Here is a 16942-nt window from a genome sequence, read left to right as displayed (position 1 = left end):
TGCCGATGATGGCCGCCGGGCTGTTCATGGCGAAATACACGCCCGGATCGATCACCGAGGCGGTCACCATGGCCATGATGGCCACGAACGATTCCATCAGCATGCCGCCGTAGCCGATCATGCGGGCGTTGCCTTCACTGTCGAGCAGCTTGGGCGTGGTGCCCGACGAAATCAGGGCGTGGAAACCGGACACGGCACCGCAGGCAATGGTGATGAAGATGAACGGGAACAAGCTGCCTGACCAGGCCGGGCCGGTGCCATCGATGAACTGGGTCACGGCGGGCATGCGCAGGTCGGGTGCGACAAACACCATGGCCAATGCCAGTCCGGCAATGGTGCCGATTTTCAGGAAGGTCGACAAATAGTCACGCGGTGCCAGCAACAGCCAGACCGGCAGCACCGAGGCAATGAAGCCATAGATGATCAGCATCCAGGTCAGTTGCTTGGCATCGAAGGTGAACATCGGGCCCAGCACCGCGTGCTCGGCGACCTGGCCACCGGCAACGATGGAGGCAATCAACAGCACCAGGCCGATGACGGAGACTTCACCGACGCGCCCGGGGCGCAGGTAGCGGCTGTAAACCCCCATGAACAAGGCAATCACGATGGTGGCAGCCACGGTGAAGGTGCCCCACGGGCTTTCGGCCAGCGCCTTGACCACGATCAGGGCCAACACGGCCAGAATGATCACCATGATGACGAAGGTGCCGATCAGGGCGATCATGCCGGGCACCAGGCCCAACTCTGATTTGACCAGATCACCCAGTGAGCGCCCGTCGCGCCGGGTCGAGACAAACAGCACCATGAAGTCCTGCACCGCACCGGCCAGCACCACGCCGACGATGATCCACAGCGTGCCGGGCAGGTAACCCATGTGCGCCGCCAGCACCGGGCCCACCAGGGGGCCGGCTCCGGCAATGGCCGCGAAGTGGTGGCCAAACAGTACGTATTTGTTGGTGGGCACAAAATCCAGCCCGTCGTTGTGGCGCACCGCCGGGGTGGCGCGAGTCGGGTCGATCTGCATCACCTTGTCGGCGATGTACAGGCTGTAGTAACGGTAGGCCACCAGATAAATGGAAATCGCCGCCGTGATGATCCACAACGAATTGATGGTCTCGCCCCGGGACAGCGCCACGGTGCCCAGGGAAAATACCCCGATCACCGTTAATAGCGCCCAGAGGGCGTGTTTGGAAACAAGATGCATGTCTTCTCCTGGTGTTGCTTGTTACCCTGAGATCGTCAGGACTGGTTGCTACCGGGAGGCAAGGTCGCGCAAGGCGTCCGCTTTCCCGGGCAGTGGGCCGGGAATGTAGCGGGTTTGGCGGCGGTTTTGTGCGCTATCTGGCTAGTGGTTGCCAGTAGGATTGAGCGGCGTTTTCACGCTGCCCAGCGGTGCGCAAAAAACTCAGCCGATGAGCAGCCGGTCTTTCAGCTCGCGTAGGTAACGCCGGCTCACGGGTACCCGGCGCGCGCTGCGGGTGATGATTTCTGCGCTGCCGTTGTCCAGCAATTGAATCTCGGCAACGTGGTCGATGTTGACCAGATACTGCCGGTGGCAGCGCAGCAGCGGCGTCCGCTCCTGCAGTATTTTGAGGGTTAGTTCGGTGATGCCCTGGCGCTTGTCGGCTACCACTTGCACGCCGGTCAGGTCGGTGTGCACAAATTCAATCTCATCGAGCGTTAGCAGAAAGATGCGGTTCAGCCCCATGCAGGGCACATGCCGCAACGCGGGAACCAGGGGCGCATAGGCCGGTTGTGATGGCCGGGCGCCGGCACGCAGCCAGTCCAGGGTTTTGGCCAGACGTTGCGGGTCGATCGGTTTGAGCAGGTAGTCGGCCGCGTGCTCTTCAAACGCCTTGAGCGCGTGTTCATCAAACGCCGTCACAAACACGATGTGCGGCAAGGCGGCGGCCTCAATCATGCCCACCATCTCCAGACCGCTGACGCGCGGCATCTGGATGTCCAGAAACACCACGTCGGGGCGTAGCCGGTGAATGGCCGCAATGCCTTCGAGCGCGTTGCTGCACTCGCCCAGCACGTCAATGTCGGCATGGGCGGCCAGCAGCGCCTTCAGTTCGTCGCGCGAGGGCGCTTCGTCGTCAATGATCAGGGCGGTCAGCATGGCGTGCGCTCGTCCTCAACGGGTAAGCGAATGGCCACCCGGGTCCAGCACTCGGGCTGGCACGTCACATCCAGGCCAAAGCCCGGGCCGTAACGCAGCTTGATACGCCGGTCCACCAAGCTCATGCCCAGACCGTCGCTGCCGGGCTCGGGCTGGTACAAACCAGCGCTGTCCTCGACCACCACAGTCAACAAATCACCAGCCCGCTGTGCGCTGATGACAACGGTGCCGGGCTCCAACAGCTGCGAGATGCCGTATTTGATGGCGTTTTCAACAATCGGCTGCAACGAGAAGGCGGGCAGCCGCAACCCCAGCAGATCGTCGGGCACATCGAACCTGACGTTGAGCCGGTCGGTAAACCGCGCCAGCTCGATGCGCAGGTAGGCATCCACGTGTTCGATTTCGTCCTTGAGCGTGGCATCGTTGCCGGTGCGTTTGAGGCTTTTGCGGAAAAAAGTGGACAGGTATTGCACCAGTTGTCGCGCCGCTTCCGGGTCGCGTCGGATCACGGCCGCCAGGGTGTTGAGGGCATTGAACAGAAAGTGCGGGTTGATCTGGGCCTGAAGCAGCTTGATCTCGGCTTGCGCGAGCAACTGTTTTTGCTCCTCGATGCGCCCGGCCAGCAACTGGTTGGACAACAAGCGGGCAATGCCTTCGCCCAGCGTGCGGTTGAGCGATGAGAAAAATTTGGTTTTGGGCTCGTACAGCTTGATGGTGCCAATAACCCGGTTCTCGGCCCCGCGCAGCGGAATCACCAGGCAGGACCCGAGCTTGCAGTCTTTGGTCACCGAGCAGTAATAAGGCACGGCAGCGCCATCGGCATAAACCACTTCATTGTGGCGGATGGCCTGCAGGGTATGGGCCGACGAGATCGGCGTGCCGGGCAGGTGGTGGTCGGCGCCCACGCCGACAAACCCCAGCACTTTCTCGGCATCGGTGATGGCCACCGCACCGACCCCGGTTTCCTCGCGGATGATGCCGGCCACACGGGCGCAGTTGCGCTCGTTGAAGCCCTGCACCAGCACCCCCATGGAGCGCTCGGCAATGCGCAGCGCCTTGGCAGAAAAGGCGATCGAGTATTTCTCCAGGGTTTCCCGGCGATCCAGGATCAGCCGCATGAACAGGGCGGCACCAAACGAATTGGTGAGCACCATGGGCAAGGTAATCTGGGCCACCAGATGCGCTGCCTGTTCAGTCGGCTTGGCCAGCAGCAAAATGATGCTCATCTGGCACAACTCCGCGACAAAAGTGGTACCGAAAGCAATCGTCGGATTGAGCACCAGGTGGGCCTTGTTGCGACGCAATAAATAGTAATGCAGGCCACCACCAATGAGCCCTTCGACCACGGTGGACACGGCGCAGGCCGATGCCGAAAAACCGCCCAGAGAATAGCGGTGCAAACCCCCCGTGAGGCCCACGGCCAGTCCCACCAGCGGGCCACCCAGCATGCCGCCCAGCACGGCGCCAATGGCCCTGGTGTTGGCGATGGCATCGTCAACCTGGAACCCGAGGTAGGTGCCCATGATGCAAAAACCGGAAAAAACCACATAGCACACCAGGCGGTCGGGCAGGCGCACGGTGACCTGCATCAGGGGCGCAAACAGCGGCGTTTTGCTCAGCAGGTAGGCCACCACCAGATAGACGCACATCTGCTGCAGCAGGTCACCGATGAGGGCGATGTGGTTGATCTCGGCCAGCATGGTGTCAGGTTCGGGGTGGGTGGGTGAAGGCGCTATTATCCAGCGCATCATGCCGCGTTTTTACTGCCCCACGTCCCTGACCCCCGGTGACCTGCTCGACTTGCCGGCCAGCGCCGCGCGCCACGTGCAGGTGCTGCGCCTGCAGCCTGGTGATGTGATCACGCTGTTCAATGGCGGGCCGGATGTGCCAGGAAGTTGCGGCGGCGAATTTGAAGCGACCGTCACACAGATGGGCCGCAGCCATGTGCAGGTGCAGGTCGGCGCGCACACCTTGGTGGAGCGCGAAGCCGCCCTGCAGGTGCACCTGGCGGTCGGCATGCCGGCCAACGAGCGCATGGACTGGTTGGTGGAAAAAGCGTCTGAGTTGGGCGTGGCCAGTATCCAGCCGCTGATGACCGAGCGCAGCGTGTTGCGACTCAGCGGCGAGCGCGCCGACAAGAAACAGGCGCATTGGCAAAGCGTGGCGGTGGCGGCCTGTGAGCAGTGCGGCGGCAACCGGGTGCCGCGCGTGCATGCGGTGATGACGCTGGCGCAGTGGCTCAAGGCGCCAGCCCCGCTGGACGCTGCGCAGTCACCGCGCCTGTTGTTTTCCTTACGGCCAGAGTCGGTCGGGTTGCGCGAAGCGGCCCATCCCACGGCGACAGACATCACATTTCTGTCAGGACCCGAAGGCGGCTTGAGCCCTGCGGAGGAAGATGCGGCGCTGGCTCAGGGTTTTGCCCCGGTGACGCTGGGGCCGCGCGTGCTGCGCTCGGAGACCGCAGCCATTGCGGCCGCAGCGGCGCTGCTGATCAGCGGCTAACTTTCAGTTGACTCCAGCGGCGGTACAGCGGCGGTACCAGCAGCATCGCCACCACGCCGATCCACAGGCCCTTGGAAATGGCACTTTCCATCAGAATACCCAGCTCGCCGTTGGTGATGGACAAGGCGCGGCGTAGGTTTTGCTCCATCAAATCACCCAGCACGAAGCCCAGGATCAGCGGCGCCATCGGCACGCCGGTCTTGCGCAGCAAATAACCGGCAATACCCAGCCCGCCCATTAGCATCAAATCGAAGGTGGTGGCGTGCACCGAATACACGCCCACCGCGCTGATGGCCAGAATGCCCGGCACCAGCAACCAGTTGGGCACCAGCAAAATGCGGGTGAACAAGCCCACCAGCGGGATGTTGATGAGCAGCAGCAGGATGTTGCCGATGAACATGGAGGCAATCAGGCCCCACACCAGCGCCGGTTGCTGGGTGAACAGCGCCGGGCCTGGTGTGATGTTGTAGAGCGACAGCGCCCCGATCATCACGGCGGTGGTGCCCGAGCCCGGCACACCCAGCGTCAGCATGGGAATGAACGAGCCATTGGCGGAGGCATTGTTGGCCGCCTCGGGTGCGCAGACGCCACGAATGTCGCCCTTGCCAAAGGTGCCGTCCTTGTCGCTCATGCGTTTTTCGACGGTGTAGGCCATGGCGCTGGCAATGGTTGCGCCGGCACCAGGCAGCACGCCCACCACAAAACCGATCAACGCCGAGCGCACGGTGCACCACCAGGTCATCGCCATTTCTTTCAGGTTGAACAGGTTGCGCCCGGTGGCGCGAATCAGGCCGCTGGTATTGGCCTGGTGCTCCAGCATCAACAGGATTTCGCTGACAGAAAACAGGCCGATCACCACCACAATGAACTGGATGCCGTCGCTCAAGTGCACGTTGTCCCCGGTAAAGCGGTACACGCCCGAGTTGGAATCGAGCCCAACGGTGGACAGCGAGAGACCAATCACTGCCGCCATCACGGCTTTCAAGGGCTGGTTGCCCATCAGCCCGGTGATGCAGGCAAAGGCAAAACACATCAGCGCAAAGTATTCCGCCGGGCCAAAGGCCAGCGCCCAGCGCGCCAGCAGCGGCGCGAACAGCACGATGCCGATGGTGGCAATGGTCGAGCCCACGAAGGAGCTCCAGGCGGAAATCGACAACGCCACGCCGCCCTGACCCTTGGCGGCCATGGGGTGGCCGTCGATGGCGGTCATGATGGCGCCCGCGTCACCCGGCACATTGAGCAAAATGGACGAAATGCGCCCGCCAAATTCGCAGCCGATGTAGACCGCCGTGAGCAGGATCAGCGCGGTTTCAGCCGGCAGCTTCAAGGCAAAAGCCAGCGGCATCAACAGCGCCACGCCGTTGATCGGACCCAGGCCCGGCAGCATGCCCACAATCGTGCCGATGAGCGCGCCAATGGCGGCGACCAGCAGATTCATTGGCATCAGGGCGACGCCAAAACCTTCAGCCAGATGTTGCAAGGTATCCATCAACGCCCTCCCAGCAGAAACGACAGCACACCGGTGGGCAAAATCACATCCAGCAGTTTGTCAAACAACACATAGAAACCCAGGCCCATCACCAGGCCACCGATCAGGCTCTTTTTCAGCGTGCCGCCAAAGGCCATGCCCACCGGCACGGCCATCAGCGTGGTGGCCAGCCAGAAGCCCAGTGTGCGGAAAAGCGCGCCGTAAACCATGACGGCGGCAGCGCACATGGCCACTGCTTTCCAGTCGAGTGGCGAGGTGGCTGCCAGCACCGGGGTGTTTGAGGCCACAGCATGGGCCTGGCGCTTGACTAAAAGCCAGGCGCCCACCAGCCCCAAAATGGCGGCCAGCAGCGTCGGAAAGGCGCGCGGCCCGACCGGTTCGTAAGAAATTTCGGCGGCATAGCCGTGCGCTGCCCAAGCCATGGCCGCAGCCATAACCAGGCAGATCGCGCCCAAGATGCGATCACCCATGATGTCCCCTCAAAAAAAGTAGCTGCCAGCGCTTTTTTTGTCAGCGCCAGCAGTTGATTCGGCTCAAATTACTGGGCAACCTTGAGGTTGAAGTCTTTGGCCAGTTGGCGGTAAGCCGTCATGCGGTCCTTGATGAAGGCGTCCAGTTCCTTGCCGGTCATGGCGAACTTGAACATGCCGCGCTCGGCGCGCAATTTGTCATAGGCCGGTGTGGCCATCATCTTGGCGAAGGTGTCGCTCCAGACCTTGAAGTCGGCATCGCTGACCTTGGGACCCATGAAGAAGCCACGAATGATCGGCCACTGCACGTCGTAACCCTGCTCTTTCATGGTGGGCACGGCAGCCAGCGAACCTTCCTGGCGCTTGTCGGCCAGGATCGCCAGCACGCGGATCTTGGAGCCGGCCTTGATTTGTTCTTCGGCCTCGGCTGCATCACCCGAGTACACCTGCACATGGCCGCCCTGCAGCGCGGTGATGGCTTCGCCGCCGCCTTCAAAGGCCACGAAACGCATGGCCTTGGGGTCGAGCCCGGCGGCGCGCGCAGTCAGTGCCGCTTTCATCCAGTCCTGGCTACCCACGCTGCCGCCAGCACCAAACACCACCTTGCTGGGGTCGGCCTTGATGGCGGCCACCAGGTCCTTGATCGATTTGAAGGGTGAGTTCTCGGCCACGATCACCGCACCAAAGTCGCTGCCCACAGCGGCCAGCCAGCGCACGTCGTTTTCGTTGTAGCGGCCAAACTTGCCCTGCGCCAGGTTCAGCAGCGAGCCGCCTGAAAATGCGACGATGGTGTTGTTTTCATCCGGGCGCTGCGCCACGATGGCGTTGTAGGCGACGGCGCCAATGCCGCCGGGCATGTAGCTCACGCGCATCGGGTCCACCACGTACTTGCCTTCCAGCAGGGCGGTCTGCGCCAGCTTGCAGGTCAAATCGAAACCACCGCCGGGCTTGGCGGGTGCAATACATTCGGTCTTGTCCAGTGGGCCCGCCAGTGCGGACAGGCTCATCAAACCGGCACAGGCCACAGCGGCCAAAGAAACGTGATGCAGACGCATGAAAAATCTCCTGTTAGTGTGTTGAAAATGCCGTTGACCACCGCTCGGTAACCGCGACATGGGGGTGACTGTAGAGAAAAGCGGCTGTCAGTCAGCTTTCAGCGCGGCGCCTCAAAAACTAGGGGAAACCCTTAAAGTGGTGTGAAATCCTGGGCATCGAAGAATTGGAGATACATTGTCTATAACGCTTTGGAGCTCACCATGAATTTTGGACTTATTGCCCACCGTCTGCACCGCCTTGGACCGGACTGCACGCTGCTGCGCTGGGCCAGGTTGTGCGAGGCGGACTTGCAGACCCTGGCCCTTCAATTACACGCCACGGGTGGTGCGCATGACACGCTGGTCATCAACCATTTACTGCGTGATCAAGTTGTTTCGGTGGGGCATGGTCGCGACGGGGGCTTGATGCGCCTCGTGTCTCGTGCGGCGGGTGGTTTGACGCCAGAGACGGTGATCGACGGGGTGTTTTTCTTTATCGACCCCGTCAACCCGACCTCCATGTACCCTGAGACACAGGCACTCAAGCGCCAATGTGTCATTCACGGCAAGCCTTTTGTCGCGACCCTGGCCGGCGCCATCGAATGGGTGGCGGTGGAGATGGCCTCCGCCGGATTGATTGCCCATGCCTCCCCTGTGGCGCAGCAATTCCGGGCGCTCGAATCGCAGGTGGTGGCCTTGATCGCGCACGACGCGCGCAAGTCCGAGATGATGGAATTTGCGGCCGAGCACTTTGACTTGCTGTCACGTTTCGCGGGTCGGGTCGCCACCGGCACCACGGGCAGCCAGCTCAACGCCATGGCCTGGTCAAAAGGCTGGCCGGCAGCACAAGCCTGGGTCACTTGTTACCAGAGTGGCCCCTTGGGAGGGGATGCACAAATTGCAGAACTGGTGCTGGACAAACGGTGCCAGAAAGTCATCTTTTTTGAAGATCCGCATGTGGCGCGGCAACACGAGGCCGATATTCAATTGCTCGACCGTGCGGTCTACAGCGCGGGCGAATTCACGACTTGCTTCAATACCCCCGAGATGACCCGGCGCTGGGCAAAGGCGGTTGCAGGTTGAAAGTCTGCCAGTGGGTGCACCAGGGCCAGGGTCAGCGCAAGCTCAAAGCAGGGCGTGGGCAGCAGGGTCTTCAGAAGCAACTTGAACCGTCGCCGGCCACTGCAGTGTCACCGTGAGACCGGGCGCGCCTTGGTCTGCGCTGCTGGCGCGCAGGCTTAACGTGCCGCCATGACGCTCCACCACCGCTTTGGCAATGGCCAGGCCCAACCCGGAGCCGTTGACCTGGCTGCTGCCCCGGAAAAAACGCTCACCGGCGCGCGCAAGCTCATCCGACGACATGCCGGGGCCGTTGTCAATGACGCGCAGGACGGCTTGCAGGCCACCCTCGCCAGCCGAATCCAAAGGCTCGATACCGGCTTGCACCGTCACTTTGGCCCCTGTCGGCGTGTGGTGCAGGGCGTTGTGCAGCACATTGGCCAGCGCCTCCTTGAGCAAGCCGGCGTGCGCGTTCAACTCGGCTTGTGCGCCACCCAGGGGCTCAAAACCCAGGTCAATCTGCTTTTGCCGCGCTTGCGGCCAGGCCGCACGCGTGACCTCTTGCGCCAGCGCCACCAAATCGCAGGTTTCCATGCGCCACTCGATGGTGTCAGCGCGCGCCAGCGACAGCATCTGGTTGGTTTGCCGCACGGTTTCTTCGACCTGCAATTTGATCGCCACCAGCGCTTGTTTCATCAGTACCGGGTCGGGTTCACGCAAGGCAAATCCGACCTGTGTGGCCAGTGTGGTCAGCGGCGTGCGCAGCTGGTGCGAAGCGTCGTCCATGAACATGCGGCGCGCCTCCATGGCCTCGCGGTAACGCATCACATGGTGGTTGATGGCTTCCACCAGCGGCTGCACGTCCTGCGCGATGTTGTGGCTGGCCAGCGGGGTCAGGTCCTGCGGGTCGCGCTGCAAGACGTCCTGGCGCAGGCGTTGCAGCGGGCGCAACGACCAGTTCACGGCGGCGACCAGCAGCGCCACACCGGCCAGCAGCAGCAAGACATCGCGCGCCAGCGCCTCCATCACCAGTCGGCGGGTGAAGTCCTGGCGACTTTCCAGGGTTTCTCCAATCTGGATCACCACCTGGCTGGAGTTGGAGCCGCTGGAGAGCGGCTGGTCCAGCGCCCGGGCATAAGAACCGAGCCGGATCGGTTCGCCGTAATACACCGCATCGCTGAACTGCGGTTGGCCATTGACCAGCGGCCGAGGTGGCGCGGGCAGGTCGGCGTTGCCGATTTCCACCAGTCCGTCGCCGCTGGCCACGCGGTAAAACACCCGGCCATTGGCGGTCAGCTCAAAAAACTCCAGCATGCGGTAGGGCAGCTCCACCGACAAGCCGCCACTGGCGGTGGAGATGTTGGCATCCATCGACTTGATGGCCCCCAGCAACGAGCGGTCATAGGCGGCGTTGGCGGCACCCAAAGCGGTGCGCCAGCTCACCACAATTTCCAGCCCCATCACCAGCAGCATGCCGGGCAACAGCACCAGCAGCAGCGTGCGGCGCAGGCTCAGCCGGTGCAGGGCTGCCAGCATCAGTCGTTGCTTTCCAGCACGTAGCCCAGGCCGCGTAGCGTGGTGATGCGCAGCGGCGTGTTTTCCAGGCGCTTGCGCAGCCGGTGCACCAGCACCTCGATGGCTTCGGGCTGCACGTCGACCTCGTCGGAAAACACGCGTTCCATCAGGTCGCGCTTGGACAGCGGCTCGCCACTGTGTTGCACCAGGGCGCACAAGGCCGCGTGCTCGCGCGGCGTCAGGCTCATGGGCACATGTTTGAGCAGCAACTGCTGACTGACCGGGTCATAGACCAGCGGTCCGCAGGCAAAACGCGGGTGATCGCTACCGCGCGATCGGCGGATGAGTGCCAGCAGCCGGGCTTCGAGTTCGGCCAACTCGAACGGTTTCGCCAGAAAGTCGTCAGCGCCTTCGCGCAGGGTGCTGACGCGCTCGATGAGCGAATCGCGCGCCGTCAGAATCAACACCGGCAGGCGTTGGTCGGCATCGCGCAGATCGGCCAGCACGTCATGGCCGTCGCGCCCGGGCAGCCCGAGGTCGAGGATCAGCGCGTCGTAACGGGTGGACTTGAGGCTTTGGCGCACCAGCCGGCCGTCGTTGACCCAGTCGACCTGGAACTGGCTTTGTTGCAGCGCCTGCACCAGCCATGTGGCCAGCGCCTGTTCGTCTTCCGCCAAAAGAATGCGCATGGGGTGAAGGTGTTGGAATGGGTGCTGAAGTTTAAGACCTTCGGTCGCCACGCCTCAACGCGCAAGGCAGCTTACTGTTTGGCCAGCCACGCCGTCACCCTGGGGCCCAACACCAGCACCATCAAAAAACGCACCAGCTGCATGGCCATGACAAAGCCGGCATCGACCGCGCTGGTGGCGGCGATCACCACCACCGAATCCGCGCCGCCCGGGCTGGTGGCCAGGTAAGCGGTCAGCGGTGCCACGCCGGCCAGCAGCACCAGCAGCAGCGCCAGCACCAGGCCCAGCCCCATCAGGGCAGCAATGGCCGCCAACACCATGGGCAGGACCTGCCAGGCGTGCAGCAAAATGTCACGGGTGAAACGCAAACCCACGCTCCAGCCGATCACGGCGTAGGCCAGCACCAGCAACGCGGCAGGCAACTCGATCACCAATAAACCAAGTGCTTGCAAAACCGTTCCGCCAACCAAAGCCAGCACCATGCCGCCGGCCGGAATTTTCCAGCGCTGTGCCGCCGCCGCTGCCGTAACGATCAGCAGCAAGGTGGCCCCCAAGTGGTACAGATGCTGCAAGTCGGTGGTCTGATCGGGCACGACTGGCATGGCAGGCGTTGCGGTCACCGTCATCGTCAGATGTGCCACCCCGGCCGCCACGGCCGTGACCAGCACGACGCGGGTGTACTGCATGAAGGCGACCAGCCGCATGTCGGCGCCGTAACTCCCGGCCATCAGCACCATGGCCGAGGCCGCGCCCGGCGCAATGCCCCACAGCGCCGTGGTGCCGGGCAACACCTTGCGCCGCACCAGCATCCAGCCCAGCAGGCCACCGGCGCTGATCACCAGCAGGTTGATACCCAAAAACAGTGGCCAATCTGCCAGCACCTTGGTGAGTGCCGGGGGGCGCATGCTTTGCGCCATCAGACAGCCCAGCACCGCTTGTGCCAGCATGAAAAAAGGCTTGGGCAGGTCCAGTCGGCCCCACTGCACCGACATCAAAATGCCCGCCAACATGCAGCCCAGCAACACCCCGGCGGGAAAGTGCAAAGCGTACAAAACGCCGCCCAGCAAGGCGCTGCACAGCAGCAAGACCAGCCAGCGCCAACGCTGCGGAATGACGGCACTCACCTGGACAGCGTGTACACCGAGGTGCCAGCCAGCAAGTTGGGCAGCAGGCGCACCACCTTGCCGTCCTGCAGGCCAAAGCTGTCCTGCACCAGCAAGCGATTGCGGCTGGCCAGCACACCCAGGTCGGCGTGGGTGCCGACGCGAATGTTGGGGGTGTCAAACCACTGGTAAGGCAGGCGCTTGGTCACCGGCATGCGCCCGGTGAGTATGCTCAGGCGATTGGGCCAATGGGCAAAATTGGGGAAGGCCACAATGCCCAGGCGGCCCACGCGCACCGTTTCCAGCAACATCACTTCGGCGTTGCGCAGGTGCTGCAGGGTGTCGATTTGCAGCACCACGTCAAAGCTGGCGTCGGCAAAGGTGGACAGGCCTTCGTCCAGGTTGAGTTGGATCACGTTGACGCCGCGCGTGACACACGCCTGCACATTGGCGTCGTCGATCTCGATGCCGTAGCCGCTGCAGCCGCGCGCTTCAATCAGGTGCGCCAGCATGGCCCCGTTGCCGCAGCCGAGGTCGAGCACCCGTGAGCCTGGGGGTACCAATTCGGCAATGGCGAGCTGGGTGGCGTTGACCCGGGCGCTGGCGCTCATGCGGCCTCCCCGGCTGGTTTGACGACACTGTTGAAATAGGAGCGTATGACGCCCATGTAGCGGGCATCGTCGAGCAAAAAGGCGTCATGCCCGTGGGGTGCGTTGATCTCGGCGTAGCTGACGTCGCGCTTGTTGTCGAGCAGCGCCTTGACGATCTCGCGGCTGCGCTTGGGGGCAAAGCGCCAGTCGGTGGTAAAGCTCACCAGCAAGAATTTGGACGTGGCACGCGCCAGCGCCAGGCTCAAATTGCCTTCATAAGCGCGCGCCGGGTCAAAGTAGTCGAGCGCCCGGGTGATCAGCAGGTAGGTGTTGGCATCAAAGTACTCGGCAAACTTGTCGCCCTGGTAACGCAGGTAACTCTCGATCTGGAACTCGGCCTCCAGCGTGCTGTAAAAATAGTCGCGTTCCGTCGTGCCCTGGCTGGCCGCGATTAACTGGCGGCCAAACTTCTCGTTCATCACGTCGTCGCTGAGATAGGTGATGTGGCCGATCATGCGGGCAATGCGCAGGCCGCGTTTGGGCACCATGCCATGCTCATAAAAATGGCCGCCATGAAAGTCGGGGTCGGTCTGGATGGCGCGCCGGGCGACTTCGTTGAAGGCGATGTTTTCCGCCGTCAGGTTGGGCGCGCTGGCAATCACCACGGCGTGGCGCACCCGGTCCGGGTATTGCAGTGCCCAGCTCAGCGCCTGCATGCCGCCCAAACTGCCGCCCATCACGGCGGCCAGCGTCTGGATGCCCAGGGCGTCGAGCAGCCGGGCTTGCGCGTTGACCCAGTCTTCGACCGTGACCACCGGAAAGTCGGCGCCATAAACGCGCCCGGTGTCGGGGTGGGTGTGCATCGGGCCGGTGGAGCCAAAACACGAGCCCAGGTTGTTGACACCGATGACAAAAAACTGCTCGGTGTCGAGCGGTTTGCCCGGCCCGATCATGTTGTGCCACCAGCCTTCGGACTTGTCCTGGCCCGCATAGCTGCCGGCCACATGGTGCGAGGCGTTCAGGGCGTGGCAGATCAGCACCGCGTTGGACCGGTCGGCGTTGAGCGTGCCGTAGGTCTCGAAACTGAGGTCGTATTCCCGAATGGAGGCCCCACTTTGCAAAGGCAAAGCGGCCGCAAAATGCATGGACTGGGAAGTTACGTTCATAGGGTTTGAAAGGCGCTTGGTTTGAGTATAAAGCGCCCGTCATGCCTTCCCGAACCGTCAAAGCAGGTTCAGTCGCCTGGCGCCTTCGGTCAATTCGGCACGGAAATCCGGGTGCGCAATGGCGATCATTTCCTGCGCGCGCTGTTTCGCTGATTTGCCGCGCAACTGGGCCACGCCGAATTCGGTGACCACGTAATTGATGTCATTCTTGCCGGTGGTGACGTGGGTGCCCGGCGTCAGCGTGGGCACGATGCGCGTCAAGGTGTCGTCCTTGGCGGTTGCGGGCAACACGATGAACGCCTTGCCGTCACGCGAGCGGTTGGCGGCGCGCACAAAATCCACCTGGCCACCGGTGCCCGAGTAAGGTATGGGGCCCAGGCTTTCCGAGCCGCACTGGCCCAGCAAATCAATTTGCAGCGTGGCATTGATCGCCACTAATTTGTCGTTTTGTGCGGCCAGATAAGGGTCGTTGGTGAAGTCTGCGGGGTGCATTTCCAGCGTCGGGTTGCGCTCCATGAACTGGTACAGTTTTTTCGAACCGAGGGCGAACGTGGCCACCATTTTGCCGGGCAGATAGGTCTTTTTGCGATTGGTGATGGCGCCGCTTTCGATCAGGGTCAGAATGCCGTCGCCGATCATCTCGGTGTGGATGCCCAGGTCGTGCTTGCCGGCCAGCTGCATCACCACTGCATCGGGAATGCCGCCGTAACCAATCTGCAGGGTGGCGCCATCGTCGATCATGTCGGCCACGTACTTGCCGATGGCCTGCTGCACCGGGCCTATTTTTGGCAGGCCGACTTCCAGCACCGGCTCGCTGCTTTCCACCAGGGCGCTGACTTGTGAAATATGAACATGGCAATTGCCGTAGGCAAACGGCACATTCGGGTTCACTTCCAGCACGATGGCGCGCGCCTTGGCCACGGCGGCCATGGTGTAGTCGGCGCCCAGGCTGAGCGAGAAAAAGCCCTTCTCATCCATTGGCGAGGCCATAGAAAAAACAACATCTGCCGGGATCTGGCCGCGCTGGATCATGACCGGGATGTCGGAGAAACTGCAGGGGATGAAATCAATCGCACCGCTTTGCCCGCCCGCGCGCGACGCGCCGCCAAAGAAAAATGCCATGTGGCGCACATGGTCAGCCGTTTCGGGGTCGAAATAGTCAAATTTGCGCACCGCCAGGATCTGCGCCACCTTGATATCGCGAAAGCGTCGGCGCTGCTCCGAGAGGGCCGCCAGCAGCGTCGGTGGCTCGCCAACCCCGGTGGGCACGATGATGAAATCGCCATTGCGCAGTTGATCCAGGGCGTCGTCAGGGCTGACGCGTTTGCTTTGGTACAGGGTTTGGAATGACATAAGGCTTTCCTTGTCAGGTGAATGTGGCGGGGACAGTATGCGCTACGTTTGCTGTCTTCAGGGTAACCCAGCAGATGGACAGTACCCTGACATGGGACTACTTGCCTGGCAAACTTTCGACCGATCCAGCGTCCGGATGGACTCAAGCCCTTTGCGGCACCGTCAGCCCGCGCTGCACGGCGGGCCGCGCCACAAATGCCGCCAGCGCCCGCGTCACATGGGCAAAATCCTGCATGCCCACCAGATCGCCCGCGTGGTAGCGTTCGATCAGGTTGCGCACCCACGGAAAGATGGCGATGTCAGCGATGGTGTAGGTATCGCCCATGACCCAGGCGCGGTGTTCCAGCCGCTGGTTCAGCACGCCCAGCAGGCGCCGGGCCTCAAGCACGTAGCGCTCGCGCGGGCGCTTGTCTTCAAAGTCCTTGCCGGCAAAAATCGTGAAGAATCCCACTTGCCCGAACATCGGGCCAATGCCGCCCATCTGGAACATCAGCCACTGGATTGTCTGGTACCGGGCTGTGGCGTCGAGCGGCAGAAATTGCCCGGACTTTTCGGCCAGGTACAGCAGGATGGCACCGGACTCGAACAGCGCCAGCGGCTGGCCACCGGGGCCGTTGGGGTCGAGGATGGCGGGGATCTTGTTGTTCGGAAAGGTGGCGATGAACTCGGGTGACAACTGGTCCTGCGTCTCAAAACTGACCAGGTGCGCCTCATAGGGCAGGCCGGTTTCCTCCAGCATGATCGACACTTTCACGCCGTTCGGTGTGGGCAGCGAGTAAAGCTGCAGCCGATCAGGATGTTTTGCAGGCCATTTGCGGGTGATGGCAAAAGCAGAGAGATCGGTCATACAGGCTCCTTGGGTTCAACGCGGACTATGTTAGCGCCGTCTGCATGCGCAGCCTGCGCGCCGCGTCATCGGCCCGGGCATCGTCAATTTCACGCAGCACGGCCTGCATGTCGACACTGGCTTGCGTACGCTCGAAGCGGCCGGTCAGCACCGACGCATTGCTGAGCAAACCGGCCTGGTACAGGCTCCAGATCTCGGGGCCGTACTGGGTGGCCAGCAGTTCGGGCGCAAACTGGCCAAAGAAGTCGCGCAGGTTGGCCACGTCGCGCAGCAGCATGCGCTGCGCGTGGTTGTTGCCGGCGGCATCCACCGCCTGCGGCAGATCAATGATGACGGGAAAGTCCACCCCCGCAACGTCGTCCAGCCCCGCGCCATGGGCCAGCAGGATGTTGAACTCCGACAAATCCCCGTGCACCACGCCCGCGCACAACATGCGCACCACCTCGGTGATCAAGGTGGCATGGTGTTTTAACGCCTGCTCGGGGGTAAAGCTCACATCGTTGAGGCGCGGGGCGGCGTCGCCGTTGGCATCGGTCACCAGCTCCATCAGCAGCACACCGTCGCAAAAGTTGTAGGGCTGTGGCACCCGCACACCGGCTGCGGCCAGGCGGTAGAGCGCGTCGACCTCGGCGCTTTGCCAGGCGGCTTCCTGCTCCTGGCGGCCAAATTTGCTGCCCTTGGCTATGGCGCGGGCGGAACGCGAGTTCTTGACCTTGCGGTTTTCGGTGTAGTCTACCGCCTGGCGAAAGCTGCGCTGGGTGGCTTCCTTGTAGATCTTGGCGCAGCGGGTGTCGTCGCCGCAGCGCACCACGAAGACCATGGCCTCCTTGCCGCTCATGAGCTGGCGCACCACGCTGTCGATCAGGCCTTCTTCAATGAGGGATTGCAGTCTGGCGGGTGGTTTCATGGAGGGTTGGTGCGGTGGAGTTGGCCGGATTGTCGTTCCCCGGCCATGTCACGATGCCAGCTAAGGCCTTGGCTCTAGACTCAGCACCTTGTTTCA

16 protein-coding genes are annotated in these 16942 nt (G+C 62.5%); 2 read left to right on the top strand and 14 right to left on the bottom strand.

All coding sequences use genetic code 11. The annotated features are described in order from the left end of the window. The 3 genes from NDI87_RS05535 to NDI87_RS05525 form a co-directional block, all read right to left on the bottom strand. On the bottom strand, window positions 1-1204 hold a 1204-nt coding region (locus NDI87_RS05535; protein ID WP_296273807.1), incomplete at its 3' end, for a carbon starvation CstA family protein. Between the two features lie 201 nt (window positions 1205-1405). Further along, window positions 1406-2122, bottom strand: coding sequence for a two-component system response regulator BtsR (btsR, locus tag NDI87_RS05530; RefSeq protein ID WP_296273806.1), 717 nt, complete (start codon window positions 2120-2122; stop codon window positions 1406-1408). Beyond that, a complete protein-coding gene (locus NDI87_RS05525; RefSeq protein ID WP_296273805.1) occupies window positions 2116-3873 on the bottom strand; it encodes a sensor histidine kinase in 1758 nt (585 codons plus the stop codon). The genes btsR and NDI87_RS05525 overlap by 7 nt, the downstream gene beginning before the upstream one ends. Here NDI87_RS05525 and NDI87_RS05520 point away from each other — a divergent pair. Beyond that, window positions 3872-4624, top strand: coding sequence for a 16S rRNA (uracil(1498)-N(3))-methyltransferase (locus tag NDI87_RS05520; RefSeq protein ID WP_296273804.1), 753 nt, complete (start codon window positions 3872-3874; stop codon window positions 4622-4624). The two genes, NDI87_RS05525 and NDI87_RS05520, sit on opposite strands and share 2 nt — an antisense overlap. Here NDI87_RS05520 and NDI87_RS05515 read toward each other — a convergent pair. From NDI87_RS05515 to NDI87_RS05505, 3 genes are all read right to left on the bottom strand, one after another. Next, a complete protein-coding gene (locus NDI87_RS05515) occupies window positions 4614-6116 on the bottom strand; it encodes a tripartite tricarboxylate transporter permease (RefSeq protein ID WP_296273803.1) in 1503 nt (500 codons plus the stop codon). The genes NDI87_RS05520 and NDI87_RS05515 overlap by 11 nt on opposite strands. After that, window positions 6113-6583: a tripartite tricarboxylate transporter TctB family protein gene (locus NDI87_RS05510; protein WP_296273802.1), complete on the bottom strand. Its 471-nt coding sequence runs from the start codon at window positions 6581-6583 to the stop codon at window positions 6113-6115. The genes NDI87_RS05515 and NDI87_RS05510 overlap by 4 nt, the downstream gene beginning before the upstream one ends. A gap of 68 nt (window positions 6584-6651) precedes the next feature. Beyond that, the gene (locus tag NDI87_RS05505) at window positions 6652-7638 is read right to left on the bottom strand and encodes a tripartite tricarboxylate transporter substrate binding protein (protein ID WP_296273801.1); all 987 of its coding nucleotides are present in this window, start codon (window positions 7636-7638) and stop codon (window positions 6652-6654) included. Between the two features lie 201 nt (window positions 7639-7839). Here NDI87_RS05505 and NDI87_RS05500 point away from each other — a divergent pair, with 201 nt between their 5' ends. Further along, complete coding sequence (locus NDI87_RS05500; protein WP_296273800.1) at window positions 7840-8700, top strand: methylglyoxal synthase; 861 nt, start codon at window positions 7840-7842, stop codon at window positions 8698-8700. A gap of 42 nt (window positions 8701-8742) precedes the next feature. Here the strand turns inward: NDI87_RS05500 and NDI87_RS05495 are convergent, their stop codons facing one another. The 8 genes from NDI87_RS05495 to NDI87_RS05460 all read right to left on the bottom strand — a co-directional run bounded on the left by NDI87_RS05495 (window position 8743) and on the right by NDI87_RS05460 (window position 16846). Beyond that, window positions 8743-10212 (bottom strand): sensor histidine kinase, encoded by a 1470-nt coding sequence (locus tag NDI87_RS05495; RefSeq protein ID WP_296273799.1) that lies wholly within the window; start codon window positions 10210-10212, stop codon window positions 8743-8745. After that, window positions 10212-10880 carry a response regulator gene (locus tag NDI87_RS05490; RefSeq protein WP_296273798.1) on the bottom strand — a complete coding sequence of 223 codons (669 nt, stop codon included), beginning with the start codon at window positions 10878-10880 and terminating at the stop codon, window positions 10212-10214. The genes NDI87_RS05495 and NDI87_RS05490 overlap by 1 nt, the downstream gene beginning before the upstream one ends. A 71-nt stretch (window positions 10881-10951) precedes the next feature. Beyond that, window positions 10952-12004 carry an AbrB family transcriptional regulator gene (locus NDI87_RS05485; RefSeq protein WP_296273797.1) on the bottom strand — a complete coding sequence of 351 codons (1053 nt, stop codon included), beginning with the start codon at window positions 12002-12004 and terminating at the stop codon, window positions 10952-10954. Then, window positions 12001-12594, bottom strand: coding sequence for a methionine biosynthesis protein MetW (gene metW / locus NDI87_RS05480; protein ID WP_296273796.1), 594 nt, complete (start codon window positions 12592-12594; stop codon window positions 12001-12003). Before metW ends, NDI87_RS05485 begins: the two co-directional genes overlap by 4 nt. Next, the gene (locus tag NDI87_RS05475) at window positions 12591-13739 is read right to left on the bottom strand and encodes a homoserine O-acetyltransferase (RefSeq protein WP_296273795.1); all 1149 of its coding nucleotides are present in this window, start codon (window positions 13737-13739) and stop codon (window positions 12591-12593) included. The genes metW and NDI87_RS05475 overlap by 4 nt, the downstream gene beginning before the upstream one ends. Window positions 13740-13796: 57 nt before the next feature. Continuing rightward, on the bottom strand, window positions 13797-15092 hold the full coding sequence (locus NDI87_RS05470) for an acetyl-CoA hydrolase/transferase C-terminal domain-containing protein (protein WP_296273794.1): 1296 nt from the start codon (window positions 15090-15092) through the stop codon (window positions 13797-13799). A gap of 142 nt (window positions 15093-15234) precedes the next feature. Then, window positions 15235-15939, bottom strand: coding sequence for a glutathione S-transferase N-terminal domain-containing protein (locus NDI87_RS05465; RefSeq protein WP_296273793.1), 705 nt, complete (start codon window positions 15937-15939; stop codon window positions 15235-15237). A gap of 25 nt (window positions 15940-15964) precedes the next feature. Then, window positions 15965-16846: a PA4780 family RIO1-like protein kinase gene (locus tag NDI87_RS05460; RefSeq protein WP_296273792.1), complete on the bottom strand. Its 882-nt coding sequence runs from the start codon at window positions 16844-16846 to the stop codon at window positions 15965-15967. Window positions 16847-16942: the final 96 nt, after the last annotated feature.

The sequence above is a fragment of the Rhodoferax sp. genome (genome assembly GCF_023701345.1).
Taxonomy (GTDB): domain Bacteria; phylum Pseudomonadota; class Gammaproteobacteria; order Burkholderiales; family Burkholderiaceae_C; genus Rhodoferax.
The sequence above is the reverse complement of the archived record's forward strand: the minus strand, read 5'-3'. Positions and strand labels throughout refer to the sequence as shown.